Annotated in this window: 13 protein-coding genes; 11 read left to right on the forward strand and 2 right to left on the reverse strand. The window is 63.4% G+C overall.

The window, feature by feature from the left end:
- Nucleotides 1–38 precede the first annotated feature (38 nt).
- The 8 genes from IFT76_RS07185 to IFT76_RS07220 all read left to right on the forward strand — a co-directional run bounded on the left by IFT76_RS07185 (nt 39) and on the right by IFT76_RS07220 (nt 8,643).
- Nucleotides 39–656: a biliverdin-producing heme oxygenase gene (locus IFT76_RS07185; protein WP_185794107.1), complete on the forward strand. Its 618-nt coding sequence runs from the start codon at nt 39–41 to the stop codon at nt 654–656.
- Nucleotides 657–675: 19 nt separating this feature from the next.
- A complete protein-coding gene (locus tag IFT76_RS07190) occupies nt 676–1,077 on the forward strand; it encodes a YbaN family protein (RefSeq protein WP_122479741.1) in 402 nt (133 codons plus the stop codon).
- Nucleotides 1,078–1,158: 81 nt separating this feature from the next.
- The gene (locus IFT76_RS07195) at nt 1,159–2,667 is read left to right on the forward strand and encodes a sigma-54-dependent transcriptional regulator (RefSeq protein WP_122479613.1); all 1,509 of its coding nucleotides are present in this window, start codon (nt 1,159–1,161) and stop codon (nt 2,665–2,667) included.
- Nucleotides 2,668–2,993: 326 nt separating this feature from the next.
- Nucleotides 2,994–3,371 carry a glycine cleavage system protein GcvH gene (gene gcvH / locus IFT76_RS07200; protein WP_122479614.1) on the forward strand — a complete coding sequence of 126 codons (378 nt, stop codon included), beginning with the start codon at nt 2,994–2,996 and terminating at the stop codon, nt 3,369–3,371.
- 9 nt (nt 3,372–3,380) lie between these two features.
- Nucleotides 3,381–6,242 carry an aminomethyl-transferring glycine dehydrogenase gene (gcvP, locus tag IFT76_RS07205; RefSeq protein ID WP_192057716.1) on the forward strand — a complete coding sequence of 954 codons (2,862 nt, stop codon included), beginning with the start codon at nt 3,381–3,383 and terminating at the stop codon, nt 6,240–6,242.
- Nucleotides 6,243–6,297: 55 nt separating this feature from the next.
- The gene (gene gcvT / locus IFT76_RS07210) at nt 6,298–7,422 is read left to right on the forward strand and encodes a glycine cleavage system aminomethyltransferase GcvT (RefSeq protein ID WP_192057717.1); all 1,125 of its coding nucleotides are present in this window, start codon (nt 6,298–6,300) and stop codon (nt 7,420–7,422) included.
- A 420-nt stretch (nt 7,423–7,842) separates the two neighbouring features.
- A complete protein-coding gene (locus tag IFT76_RS07215) occupies nt 7,843–8,055 on the forward strand; it encodes a cold-shock protein (RefSeq protein ID WP_122479618.1) in 213 nt (70 codons plus the stop codon).
- Nucleotides 8,056–8,151: 96 nt separating this feature from the next.
- The gene (locus IFT76_RS07220) at nt 8,152–8,643 is read left to right on the forward strand and encodes an RDD family protein (RefSeq protein WP_192053500.1); all 492 of its coding nucleotides are present in this window, start codon (nt 8,152–8,154) and stop codon (nt 8,641–8,643) included.
- A gap of 28 nt (nt 8,644–8,671) precedes the next feature.
- Here IFT76_RS07220 and lptG read toward each other — a convergent pair whose 3' ends face one another.
- The gene (gene lptG, locus IFT76_RS07225) at nt 8,672–9,733 is read right to left on the reverse strand and encodes an LPS export ABC transporter permease LptG (protein WP_192057718.1); all 1,062 of its coding nucleotides are present in this window, start codon (nt 9,731–9,733) and stop codon (nt 8,672–8,674) included.
- The gene (gene lptF, locus IFT76_RS07230) at nt 9,720–10,844 is read right to left on the reverse strand and encodes an LPS export ABC transporter permease LptF (protein WP_122479621.1); all 1,125 of its coding nucleotides are present in this window, start codon (nt 10,842–10,844) and stop codon (nt 9,720–9,722) included. The genes lptG and lptF overlap by 14 nt, the downstream gene beginning before the upstream one ends.
- A 262-nt stretch (nt 10,845–11,106) precedes the next feature.
- Here lptF and IFT76_RS07235 point away from each other — a divergent pair, with 262 nt between their 5' ends.
- From IFT76_RS07235 to IFT76_RS07245, 3 genes are all read left to right on the forward strand, one after another.
- The gene (locus IFT76_RS07235; protein ID WP_122479622.1) at nt 11,107–12,597 is read left to right on the forward strand and encodes a leucyl aminopeptidase; all 1,491 of its coding nucleotides are present in this window, start codon (nt 11,107–11,109) and stop codon (nt 12,595–12,597) included.
- Nucleotides 12,598–12,719: 122 nt separating this feature from the next.
- Nucleotides 12,720–13,148, forward strand: coding sequence for a DNA polymerase III subunit chi (locus IFT76_RS07240; RefSeq protein WP_192057719.1), 429 nt, complete (start codon nt 12,720–12,722; stop codon nt 13,146–13,148).
- Between the two features lie 7 nt (nt 13,149–13,155).
- Nucleotides 13,156–13,539: a DNA polymerase III subunit chi gene (locus tag IFT76_RS07245; protein ID WP_122796079.1), complete on the forward strand. Its 384-nt coding sequence runs from the start codon at nt 13,156–13,158 to the stop codon at nt 13,537–13,539.
- Nucleotides 13,540–13,755: the final 216 nt, after the last annotated feature.

Genomic DNA, 13,755 nt, shown 5'->3' on the forward strand with positions numbered 1-13,755 from the left:
CTCGTCTAAACAGCACCGCATTTTTCAAGGAACTCGCAATGACCGTCACCGAGCACATTCAGGACCACGCCCCACTGCGCTCCGCTCGCTTGCGCGCGATCAGCCAGGCGTTGCACGACAGCCTGGAAAACACCGTGGCCCGCTACGCGCCATTCGATACGCCGCAAAGCTATGCGCGCTTTCTGCAGATGCAGTACCTGTTCCAATCCGAGTTGCAACACCTGTACAACGACCCGGCCCTGATCGCCTTGTTTCCCGATCTGCCCGAGCGCTGCCGCGCAGAGGCGGCCAAGGCCGATCTGATCGATCTGGGCGTGGCCATTCCGCAACCTGTTCCGGGCGCCCTCAGCGAGCCCAGTCAGGCCACGGCGCTCACCTGGATTCGCGTCTCCGAAGGGTCTAAACTCGGCGCCGCCATCCTGATCAAACGGGCTAACGCCTTGGGTTACACCGCCAGTTTCGGTGCTCGCCATTTGGCCGAACCCGAGGGCGGGCGCGGCAAGGGCTGGAAAGCCTTCAACGCGATCTTCGACGCCCTGCCGTTCAGCGCGGCTGAAGAAGCGCAAGCTGATCAGGCGGCCAACGATGCTTTTGCGCGCTTGCAGGTGCTGCTGCAACACACCTACGCCGACCACAAGGAAACGGCGCCGGCCTGACCCCCACTGTATGGAACTCATGGACAACCCTCGCCCGCTCCCCTCAAAGCTGGCCCGCGTGCTTTACGGCCTGCTGGCCTATACCAGCCTGATCATCGGGTTGATCGCCATCGTGGTGCCGGGGTTGCCCACCACCGAGTTCATCCTGCTGGCCGCGTGGGCGGCGACCAAAAGCTCACCGCGGCTGAGCGCCTGGCTGGAGAACCACAAGCTGTTCGGCCCGATGTTGCGGAACTGGCGCAATGGCAAGGTCATAACCCGTCGAACCAAGGTCAGCGCAACCGTCAGCATGGTCCTCTGTTCAGTGCTCATGTGGTTTACCCTCAAGCAGCACTGGCCGGTGTACGCGGCGATCTCCGGCATGGTGCTGGTCAACCTGTGGATCTGGTCGCGGCCCGAACGCATCAACCCCCAGCGCTGAGCACGCCCGCGTAGGTGCTACAGCTTTGCGCGATGGCAAGGCATACTGCGTCCCTCCGCTGTCCGGAATGCTCGAGACCCCATGCGTATCCACGTCAGCTTCATCGACCGTGTCGGCATCACCCAGGAAGTGCTGGCCCTGTTGGGGGCGCGCAACCTCAACCTCGACGCAGTCGAGATGGTCCCGCCCAACGTCTATATCGACGCACCGACCCTCAGCCCGCTGGTGCTGGAAGAACTGCACGATGCGCTGTTCCGGGTGCGGGGTGTGGAGGACGTGCGCGTGGTCGATATTCTTCCAGGACAACGCCGGCACCTGCAGCTTGAAGCCTTGCTGGCCGCCATGGGCGATCCAGTGCTGGCACTGGACAGTGCCGGCAATGTGCTGTTGGCCAACCCGGCTTTGGTCGAGCTGTACGGCCGCGAGCCCGCCGGACAGTCGGTGGCGGACCTGTTCGCCGATCCTGCCTTGCTCGGCGCCTTGCTCGAACAAGGGTTCCGTCTGCCACTGCGCGAGGTCAACCTGAATGGCCAGACGCTGTTGCTCGATGCCACACCCATCACCGACGCCGGTGCCCTGCTGACGCTATACCCGCCCAACCGCATGGGTGAGCGACTGGCCGCCCTGCACCACGACCACGCCGAAGGGTTCGATTCGCTGCTGGGCGACTCTGCACCGATCCGTGCGCTCAAGGCCCGGGCGCAACGTGTTGCGGCGCTGGATGCGCCGCTGTTGATACAAGGCGAGACGGGCACGGGCAAGGAGCTGGTGGCGCGGGCCTGCCATGCCGTCAGCGCGCGCCACGGCGCGCCGTTCCTGGCGCTCAACTGCGCCGCCCTGCCGGAAAACCTCGCCGAGAGCGAGCTGTTCGGCTATGCCCCCGGTGCATTCACCGGCGCCCAGCGCGGTGGCAAGCCGGGGCTGATGGAACTGGCCCACCAAGGCACGGTGTTTCTCGACGAAATCGGCGAAATGTCACCGTACCTGCAGGCCAAGCTGCTGCGGTTCCTCAACGATGGCAGCTTTCGCCGGGTAGGCGGCGACCGCGAGGTCAAGGTCAACGTGCGCATCCTCAGCGCCACCCACCGCAACCTGGAGCAGATGGTGGCCGAAGGCGCCTTCCGCGAAGATCTGTTCTACCGCTTGAACGTGCTCAACCTGAACGTGCCACCCCTGCGCGAGCGCGGCGAAGATATCCTGCTGTTGGCTCGTTATTTCATGCAGCAGGCCTGCACGCAGATTCAGCGACCGATGTGCCGACTGACGACGAGCACCTATCCTGCCCTGCTGGGCAACCGCTGGCCGGGCAACGTTCGGCAGTTGCAGAACGTGATCTTTCGCGCAGCCGCCGTCTGCGAAAGCAACACAGTCGACATCGGCGATCTGGACATCGCCGGCACCAGCGTGAGTCGACGCAACGACGGCGACGTCGTCAGCCTGGAGCAGGCCGTTGGCGCTTACGAAAAAGCACTTCTGGAAAAGCTGTACCCCAGTTATCCATCCAGCAGGCAGCTGGCCAGCCGTCTACTGACATCCCACACGGCCATCGCCAACCGATTGCGCAAGTATGGAATCGGTGGCGCGAACTGATACCACAGCCGAACCGGACTGTATCGATTTAAATACAGCGTACGTAATTCGATACGACGTCTGTAGCAGCGGCGCAAGCCGCGTCCGGGCTCGTCTGGGTCCATGCAATAGACCGCGTCTACCGCCGACGCGGCTTGCGCCGCTGCTACAAGGGAGGCGGAGTATTTGCTGGTCCACGTGTTGCGTAGCGTTTTCGTTACAGCCGTTGCCGATCCTTGATGGGGGTAATTTGCCTGGAGCCCTTGCAGCCTGTGACTTTGGGAAATCTGGCAACCATCTTGCTAAGTAACCCTCATTGCTGAACCCCAAATCATTGCGGAGTTTCCATGAGCGAGTTGCGTTTCACCGTCGAACACGAATGGCTGCGCCTCGAAGCCGACGGTAGCGTCACGGTCGGTATCACCCCATTTGCCCAGAATGCTTTGGGCGACGTGGTTTTCGTGCAGTTGCCCGAACTGGCCCGCCATGCGCGCGATGCCGAGGTTTCGGTGCTGGAATCGGTGAAGGCCGCCAGCAGCATCAACATGCCGCTGGATGGCGAGATCGTCGAAGTCAACGCGGCACTCGATGCGGCTCCGGAACTGGTCAACCAGGACCCACTGGCCCAGGGCTGGTTCTTCCGGTTCATTCCCGACGACCTCGAACAGGTTCGCGCCTTGCTCGACCAGACCGCCTACGACAACCTGATCGCCGCCCAAGGCTGAGGACCCACCATGACTCGCGCCATTGCATTGCACACCGACAATGAATTCATCGCTCGCCACATCGGCCCAGGCCCGGCCGACGAGCAGGCCATGCTCGATTTTCTGGGTTTCGACAGCCTCGATGCCCTGAGCGCCAGCGTCATCCCCGAAAGCATCAAGGGCACCAGCGTGCTCGGTCTCTCTGCCGGGCAGAGCGAAGCCGATGCCCTGGCCGCGATCAAGGCCATCGCCCAGCAGAACCAACTGTTCAAGAACTACATCGGCCAGGGCTACTACAACACCCACACGCCGGCGCCGATCCTGCGCAACCTGTTGGAGAACCCCGCCTGGTACACGGCCTACACGCCGTATCAGCCGGAGATTTCCCAAGGCCGTCTGGAGGCGCTGCTCAACTTCCAGACCCTGATCAGCGACCTGACCGGACTGCCCATCGCCAATGCCTCGCTGCTCGATGAAGCGACCGCCGCCGCCGAGGCCATGACCTTCTGCAAACGGCTGAGCAAGAACAAGAACAGCCAGCGCTTCTTCGCCTCCAGCCATTGCCATCCACAGACCCTGGCCGTGCTGATCACCCGCGCCGAGCCGCTGGGTATCGAAGTGGTCATCGGCGACGAGCATGAGCTTGCCGACACCGACGGCTTTTTCGGCGCCCTGCTGCAGTATCCCGCCAGCAACGGCGACATTTTCGACTACCGTGAACTGGTCGAGCGCTTTCATGCCGACAATGCCCTGGTAGCCGTGGCGGCTGACCTGCTCGCCCTGACGCTGCTCAGCCCTCCTGGCGAATTCGGTGCCGACGTCGCCATCGGCAGCGCCCAGCGTTTCGGCGTGCCACTGGGTTTTGGTGGCCCACACGCGGCGTACTTTTCCACCCGTGACAGCTTCAAGCGCGACATGCCTGGGCGTTTGGTCGGCGTGTCGGTGGATCGCCATGGCAAGAGTGCGCTGCGCCTGGCCATGCAGACCCGCGAACAGCACATCCGTCGCGAGAAGGCCACCAGCAACATCTGCACGGCCCAGGTGCTGCTGGCCAACATCGCCAGCATGTACGCGGTCTACCATGGCCCGGCCGGCCTGATCCAGATCGCGCGACGCACCCACCAGCTCACCGCCATTCTGGCACGTGGCCTGACCCAATTGGACGTGCGCGTGGAGCAGCAACACTTCTTCGACACCCTGACCCTGGCCACTGGCAGCGCGACCGAGCGCCTGCACGAGCAGGCCCGGGCTGCGGGCATCAACCTGCGCGAAGTCGACGCGCAGCGCGTGGGCATCTCGCTGGACGAAACCACCCGCCAGGCCGACGTGGAAGCCTTGTGGCAGCTGTTCCACAACGCAAGCACGCAGGTAGTATTCCGGACCCTGGCCGATGAGGTCGGCGATCAACTGCCCGAGCCGCTGCTGCGCCAGTCGGCGATCCTGCAGCATCCGGTGTTCAATCGCTATCACTCGGAAACCGAGCTGATGCGCTACCTGCGCCGCCTGGCCGACAAGGACCTGGCCCTGGATCGCACCATGATCCCACTGGGCTCCTGCACCATGAAGCTCAATGCCGCCAGCGAAATGATCCCGGTGACCTGGGCTGAGTTCGGTCAGTTGCACCCCTTCGCGCCGGCTGCGCAGAGCCAGGGCTACCAGCTGCTCACCGACGAATTGGAGAGCATGCTGTGCGCTGCCACCGGCTACGATTCCGTGTCACTGCAACCCAACGCCGGCTCCCAGGGTGAATACGCCGGCCTGCTGGCCATTCGTGCCTACCATCAGAGCCGTGGCGAAGCGCACCGCGACATCTGCCTGATTCCATCCTCGGCGCACGGCACCAATCCGGCGACCGCGCACATGGCCGGGATGCGCGTGGTGGTCACCGCCTGCGATGCACGCGGCAACGTCGACATCGAAGACCTGCGCGCCAAGGCCATCGAGCACGGTGACAAGCTCGCCGCACTGATGATCACCTACCCGTCCACCCACGGCGTGTTCGAGGAGGGCATCCGCGAGATCTGCGCGATCATTCATGACCACGGTGGCCAGGTGTACATCGATGGCGCCAACATGAACGCCATGGTCGGCCTGTGCGCTCCAGGCAAGTTCGGCGGCGACGTGTCCCACCTGAACCTGCACAAGACGTTCTGCATTCCCCATGGCGGTGGCGGCCCAGGTGTCGGGCCGATTGGCGTGAAAGCGCACCTCGCGCCGTTCCTGCCCGGCCATGCCGCGCTGGAGCGCAAACAGGGTGCGGTCTGCGCGGCGCCGTTCGGCAGCGCCAGCATCCTACCGATCACCTGGATGTACATTCGCATGATGGGCGGCGACGGTCTCAAGCGTGCGTCCCAGGTGGCCATCCTCAACGCCAACTACATTGCCCGGCGCCTGGAACAGCACTACCCGATCCTCTATGCCGGCAGCAACGGACTGGTGGCCCACGAGTGCATCCTCGACGTACGCCCGCTCAAGGACAGCAGCGGCATCAGCGTCGACGACGTCGCCAAGCGCCTGATCGACTTCGGCTTCCATGCCCCGACCATGTCGTTCCCGGTGGCAGGTACCTTGATGATCGAACCGACCGAAAGCGAGTCGCTGGAAGAACTCGATCGGTTCTGCAACGCCATGATCCAGATCCGCGAAGAGATTCGCGCCGTCGAGGAAGGCCGTCTGGATCGCGAAGACAACCCGCTGAAAAACGCGCCGCACACCGCCGCCGAACTGGTCGGTGAGTGGAGCCACGCCTACAGCCGCGAACAGGCTGTCTACCCGCTGCCGACGCTGCAGGAAAACAAGTACTGGCCACCTGTAGGTAGGGTCGACAACGTTTTCGGCGATCGCAACCTGGTGTGCGCCTGCCCTTCCATCGAAGCCTATCAGCAAGCGTGACGACTGCGGCGCGCGGCGTTGATCGCTGCGCGCCCTGCCTCGCAAGGAACAAACAATGTCCGATGCCACTTTGCAAAAAACACCCCTGCACGCGCTGCACCTGGAACTGGGCGCGCGCATGGTGCCGTTCGCCGGTTACGACATGCCGGTGCAGTATCCGCTGGGCGTGATGAAGGAGCACCGCCACACCCGTGCCCAGGCCGGGTTGTTCGACGTGTCGCACATGGGCCAGATTCGCCTGACCGGCGCCGATGCCGCCAAGGCACTGGAGACGCTGGTGCCGGTGGACATCATCGACCTGCCCGTGGGCATGCAGCGCTATGCCATGTTCACCAATGAACAAGGCGGCATTCTCGACGATCTGATGGTGGCGAACCTGGGCAACGACACCTTGCTGCTGGTGGTCAACGCCGCCTGCAAGGATCAGGACCTTGCCCATCTGCAACGCCATCTGCACGGTCACTGCGAAATCGAGGCGTTGTTCGACGCACGTGCGCTTTTGGCACTGCAGGGGCCAGCAGCGGTAACGGTGCTGGCACGCCTGGCGCCGGAAGTCGCAGACATGACCTTCATGCAGTTCGCCAACGTGAAGCTGCTGGGCGTTGAGTGCTACGTGAGTCGCTCGGGCTACACCGGCGAAGACGGCTTCGAGATTTCCGTGCCCAGCGGCGAGGCAGAAGCGCTTGCGCGTGCCCTGCTGGCCGAGCCTGAAGTGGAACCGATCGGCCTGGGTGCACGCGATTCGCTGCGCCTGGAAGCGGGCCTGTGCCTGTATGGCCATGACATGGACAGCGAGACATCGCCGATTGCGGCCAGTTTGCTGTGGGCCATCTCCAAGGCGCGCCGTGCCGAGGGTGCGCGCGCCGGTGGCTTCCCAGGTGCTGACATCATCTTTGCCCAGCAAAGCGAAGGCGTTGCACGCAAGCGCGTCGGCCTGCTGCCGCAGGATCGCACTCCAGTGCGCGAAGGTGCGTCGATCATCAACGCTCAAGGAGTGGAAGTCGGCCGCGTGTGCAGCGGCGGGTTCGGCCCGACACTGGACGCGCCGGTTGCCATGGGCTACGTCGACGCCAGCGCCGCTGCCTTGGATAACGAACTGCAGGCCATCGTGCGTGGCAAGCCTGTGCCCTTGAAAGTTGCCAAGATGCCCTTCGTTGCTCAACGCTATTATCGTGGGTGAATGAAAGACCGGATATCCCTGCGAGTGCGCAAACAGTCGCTGCTGGTAGATAAAAACTATGACGCGTCTATAAAGCGTCATGGTTCCACCGCACTTCGGCCTATGATTGCCACCGCTTGAATCCATTGGCGTCAAGGGAATACAGCGTCGTGCACGATCGTGGAGCAACGCGGCGGATACGGCCTGAAATGCGGCAAAAAAAGCTCGAAATGCGCAGGTTGCGAGGGCTTGTTTTTCTCGCTGAAGTTAGCGTAAAGTTTCTCCACTGTGTTTGCATGGGTCGCTTGGATCGTGACCTGGGCAGTAGCTCTGATCATTGCTACAACCCGTTCGACGTCTCTTACTTTCCTGCAAATCAGCCCAGTGATCTTTCATGTGAAAGACGCTGTTAATAATTCTAGGTTTCAAGGAAATTAAGCTATGTCGAATCGTCAAAGCGGTACCGTCAAGTGGTTCAACGACGAAAAAGGTTTTGGTTTCATCACCCCTGAGAGCGGCCCGGACCTGTTCGTACACTTCCGCGCCATTCAGGGCAACGGCTTCAAAAGCCTGAAGGAAGGCCAGAAGGTCACCTTCGTTGCCGTGCAGGGCCAGAAAGGCCTGCAGGCTGACGAGGTTCAAGCCGAGGCTTGATTCGAGCGTCGCCGAAAAGCCCCAGCGCTGATAGCCTGGGGCTTTTTTGTGGCCGCTCGGCCGACGTGACCGGCCAATTCTGCCCAAGGATCTTCGATGGCGCCCATTGCAGCGCACAACCTGCAGCCGATACCGGCGAGCCTGGCTCGGCGCCTGGCCGCAGCGACCTACGACCTGATCCTGTGTCTGGCGCTGCTGATGGCTGCCGCCGCGCTGTACAAGCTGGCCCAGATGGGTTGGTACGGTGAGGCCCGTCTGCGCGTCCTTTCCGAGGCGGGTGCGCTGGATCGCGATCCATGGCTGTCGCTGCTGCTGACGAGCCTGTCGTTCGCCTTCTTCGCTCGTTTCTGGACCCATGGCGGACAGACCCTGGGTATGCAGGCCTGGGGCATTCGCGTGCAGAACGTCGACGGCAGCACCGTCAGCCTCGGCCAGGCGCTGCTGCGCTTCGTGCTGGCACTGCTGTCCTGGCTGTGCCTGGGGCTCGGTTGGTGGTGGATGCTGATGGAGCGCCGCCAGCGCACCTGGCACGACCTGGGTTCACGTAGCCAGGTCGTGCGGGTTACCAAAGAAAAAACCGGCCACTGAGGGCCGGTTCGAAGTTGATCGCCAGGCGCTAGCCGGCGCGTCGCAGCAGCCAGAGTCCCGCCACCGCGCAGATCGCCGCAGGCAACACCACCGCCAGTAGCGGCGGAAAGCCGAACACCAGGCTCGAAGGCCCGAGCAGGTCCTGGGCAATGCGGAACACGAAGCCCACCAGCACACCGGTGAACACGCGCTGGCCCAGGGTGACCGAGCGCAATGGACCGAAGATGAAGGAGATGGCCATCAACACCAATGCCGCCGTTACCAGCGGCTGCAGCACCTTGACCCAGAACGCCAGCCAGTACTGACCGTTGTTGAGGCCCTGGTCGGCCAGGTAGTGGATGTACCCCCACAGCCCGGAGATGGACAACGCTTCGGGTGCGACGATGACGGTGCTGAGCAACTGAGGTGTCAGGGAAACATCCCAGCGCTCCTCGGGAGCCTTGACCACTTCACTGCGATCGGCGTGAAACAGCGTGGTGGTGACCTCGCTCAACTGCCAGTGATCGCCGTCGTATTGCGCCTTGCGGGCAAAGCTGGCGCTGAGCATGTGGCGCTGATCATCGAAACGGTAGCGCGTCACCCCGTACAGCAGGCCGCGTGGCTGCACCGTGTTGATGTGGATGAACTCGTCACCCTGGCGGTGCCACATGCCGTGCTTGCCGCTTTGCGCATCGCCACTGCCCAGGGCCAGCGAGCGCTCGGCCTGAGCCTTGTTCTCTGCCGGCGGGGCGACGTATTCGCCCACCAGTACGCCGACCACCATCAGCACCAGCATCGGCTTCATCACGGCCCAGACGATGCGCCCCACCGAGACGCCCGCCGCACGCATGATGGTCAACTCGCTGCTGCTGGCCAGGCTGCCGAGGCCGATCAGGCAGCCGATCAGGGCCGCCATCGGCAGCATGTCGTAGACCCGCCGCGGCGCGGTCAGGGCAACGTACTTGCCGGCATCGAGCAAGGTGTAGCTGTAGCTGATGTCGCCCATTTCGTCGATGAAGGCGAACAGCGAAGCCAGCCCGAGAATGATGCCCAGCACCGCGAGGATGGCGACCGCCACGCTCTTGCCGATGTAGCGATCAAGCTTGACCATGGGTCACCCCCTTGGCGCGACGGCTGGCACGGGCCAGCTTCATCGGTTCCCAGTACATCAGCAGCAGGCCGATGGCCAGGAACAGCACGTGCACCCACCACATGCCCAGCGCTGCAGGCAGGCGGCCTTTTTCCATGGCGCTACGCGCGGCGATGAGCAGAGTCAGGTAGGCCATGTACAGGAGGATCGCCGGCAGCAGTTTGAGGAAGCGTCCCTGGCGCGGGTTGACCCGTGACAACGGGACCGCCATCAAGGTCACGATGAATACCAGCACCGGCAGTGACAGGCGCCACTGCAGCTCGGCGCGCGGCCGTGGATCGGTGCTGCCCCACAGCTCGCCGGTGGGGATGGCTTCGCGGTCGGTGATGTCGCTGCTCACGTCGGGCTTGGGCAGAAGCACGCCATAGGTGTCGTACTGGATGGCGCGGTAGTTGGCCTCGCCCGGATTGCCGTCGTAGCGGAAGCCGTTTTCCAGGATCAGGTAGCGGTTGCCGTCGGCGCGCACTTCCTGGCGGCCCTTTTCAGCCACCAGCACGGAGATCCCGCGGTCCTTGGCCTTGTCCTGGGACATGCGCTTCTCGGAAATGAACACGCCGCTGAGATCGACGCGGTTTTCCGAGAGGCTCTGGGTGTAGGTGACCCGCGTGCCATCGCGCAACGCCTGGAAGCGACCGGGCACCAGGGTGTCGAATTCGGTCATGGCGTCCTGCTGGTTGATGATCGTGGCGACCTGGGCAACGCCCTGCGGAGCCAGGCTCAGGCTCAACCACGCCACCAGCAGGGCGACCAGCGTCGCCGGAGCCAGGGTGATGGCCAACAGGCGCTGCTGGCTCATGCCGGTGGCGGAAAGCACGGTCATCTCGCTTTCCAGGTACAGCCGCCCATACGCCAGCAGGATGCCCAGGAACAGGCCCAGCGGCAGGATCAGTTGCAGGAAGCCCGGCAGGCGGAAGCCCATGATCATGAACAGCACGCCGGGGTCCAGGATGCCGGACGCCGCCTGGGCCAGATACTTGATGAAGCGCCCGCTCATGATGATCACCAGGAGCACGGCACTCACGGCGCTCATTGTGATCATGACCTCACGGGACAGATAACGGAAAACGATCAAACCAGACACTCCAGGGTCGTCGCGCGCAGGCAGCCCGACAGGGGAACGTAGCAGCCAGGACAGGGGCCGGCCCGCGTGAGCGGGCCAGGTAAAAAGTCGCCGCATTATCCTGTGAAAGGCTGTGCCTGTCACTTAACAGCGGCATCGGGTGGACAATTACCGCCATGCAAAGGTTGCGAGCGGGCTGGGGCTGGGGTCAAACTGGCTGCTTTCGCGCGAACCGTCTTGCGCAAGCATCGACCTAGAATCAGGGGTTCTGGATATGGAATTGGTTGTAAAGAGCGTTGCTGCCGAATCAGTTAAAACCGCGACCCTGGTCGTCGCCATTGGCGAAGAACGCGCCCTGGGCGCCATTGCCAGCAAGATCGACGGCCTGAGCGGCGGCTTGATCAGCGCTGCACTCAAGCGCGGCGACATCGCCGGGCGTGCGGGCCAGACCCTGTTGCTGCCGGGCGTGCCAGCGCTCAAGGCCGAGCGCCTGCTGCTGGTGGGCAGCGGCAAGGACGACGAACTGGCCGACCGCCCGTGGCGCAAACTGGCCAGCGCTGCCTACGGCGTACTGAAGAACCTGGGCGGCAGCGATGCCGTGTTTGCCTTCGACGAACTGACCGTCAAGGGCCGCGATGCCTATGGCAGAACGCGCCTGTTGGCAGAAACCCTGCTCGATGGCGAGTACGTGTTCGATCGCTTCAAAAGCAAGAAGGCCGATCCACGTGCCTTGCAGAAGATCACCCTGCTGACCCAGAAATCCAGCCAGGCCGACGTCGAACGCGCCGTTGCCCACGCCAAGGCGATTGCCAGTGGCATGAGCTTCACCAAGGATCTGGGCAACCTGCCACCCAACCTGTGCCACCCCAGCTTCCTGGCCGAAGCCGCGAAGAGCCTGAGCAAGGCGCACAAGAACCTCAAGGTCGAGATTCACGACGAGAAGAAGCTCAAGGAACTGGGCATGGGTGCGTTCCTGGCCGTCGCCCAGGGCAGTGCGCAGCCACCGCGGTTGATCGTGCTCAACTATCAAGGCGCGAAGAAATCCGAGCAGCCGTACGTGCTGGTCGGCAAGGGCATCACCTTCGACACCGGCGGCATCAGCATCAAGCCAGCCGCCGGCATGGACGAGATGAAGTACGACATGTGCGGTGCTGCCAGCGTGTTCGGCACCCTGCGCGCCGTGCTGGAGCTGGAGCTGCCGATCAACCTGGTGTGCCTGATGGCCTGCGCCGAGAACATGCCCAGTGATCGCGCGACGCGCCCTGGCGACATCGTCGAAACCATGAGCGGGCAGACCGTGGAAATTCTCAACACCGACGCCGAAGGCCGTCTGGTGCTGTGCGACGCGCTGACCTACGCAGAGCGCTTCAACCCGCGCGCGGTGATCGACATCGCAACCTTGACCGGTGCTTGCGTTGTGGCTCTGGGTGGCCATACCACGGGCCTGATGAGCAATAACGAGGCCTTGGTCGGCCAACTGCTGGAAGCCGGCAAGCAGGCCGACGACCGCTGCTGGCAGCTGCCGCTGTTCGAGGAGTACCAGGAGCAACTGGACAGCCCGTTCGCCGACATCGCCAACATCGGCGGGCCGAAGGGCGGCGCCATCACCGCGGGCTGCTTCTTGTCCCGTTTCACCAAGGCCTACGAGTGGGCGCACCTGGACATTGCCGGCACGGCATGGGTCAGTGGCGGCAAGGACAAGGGCGCCACCGGTCGTCCGGTGCCTCTGCTCACCCAGTACCTGCTGGACCGCGCCGGGGTGTAATGCCTCAAGTCCGCGTCGGTCTTTTCGCGGGCAGAGCCCCGCTCCCACACAAGCATGCTTCCTGTGGGAGGGGGCTCTGCCCGCGAAGAGGGCGACTCGGTCTCAAGCACCAGGAACACACCATGCCCCAAGTCGACTTCTACGTTCTGCCCACTCCCCTGCCCGCGGCTCGCCTGGATTTCGCCTGCAAGTTGGCCGAGAAAGCCTGGCGGTTGGGTCACCGGGTGTACGTTCATTGCACCGACGCTGCCCAGCGCGAGGCACTGGACGCACGCCTGTGGAGTTTCAAGGGTGAAAGCTTCGTGCCCCACAGCCTTGAAGAGGATGGCCCTCACGCGCCCGTCACATTGGGCATCGCAGCCCAGGCGGCAGGCCATGACGATCTCCTGATCAATCTGGCCTTGAACGTTCCAGGCTTTGCCAGCCAGTTCGCGCGCGTCGCCGAAATCGTCGTCGAAGACCCTGCTATTCGTCAGGCCGCCCGGGAGAGTTTTCGTTTCTACCGTGAACAAGGCTATTCTCTGCAAGACCACCGCTTATCGCGACTTTGAGCCCAAGATGGACAACAACACCAAGCCTTTGCCCAAATCCGTACACCTGCTGGACGACCTCGAGTCGATTCGCAAGCTGCTCGGCGACGACACTCTGCAACCACCGTTGCTGACCGACGCCGTGGTTCGCAGCGAGCCCGAGGTGCCGTTGCTGTTCGAACTGCACGACGAACCCGTGGCCACTGCACCGGCGGCCCTGCCGTCGGAACCGGCAGCGGCACCCAGCCCGGCGCAGAATCGCCAGGATACCTTGCTGCACCTGGACGCCGAACTGCGCGCCGCGGCCCAGTTGATCATGCAGGATGTGATCGACGACTTCGCGCCTCACATCGAAACCGAAATCAAGCGCCGCCTCGAAGCGCGCATGGAAAGGTTGCTCAACCAGGGCTGATACCCTCCCCCGCGCCTTCGTGGCCACGGACCGCTCGCCTACCACCGTAGGAGCGGTCATCGGCCGCGAAACAGGCGCTACGGTGTGTCAGACATACCTGGTCGCGCCTTTCGCGGCCACCGACCGCTCCTACAGGGTGCGCGTCCCTCCCATAGCCGCCATATCCCCGCTATACTTCCCGGCTTTCTTTGAATAAATGCCTTATAGGGTCCCGCC

Source organism: Pseudomonas sp. CFBP 13727 (genome assembly GCF_014841915.1).
Lineage (GTDB): Bacteria > Pseudomonadota > Gammaproteobacteria > Pseudomonadales > Pseudomonadaceae > Aquipseudomonas > Aquipseudomonas baltica.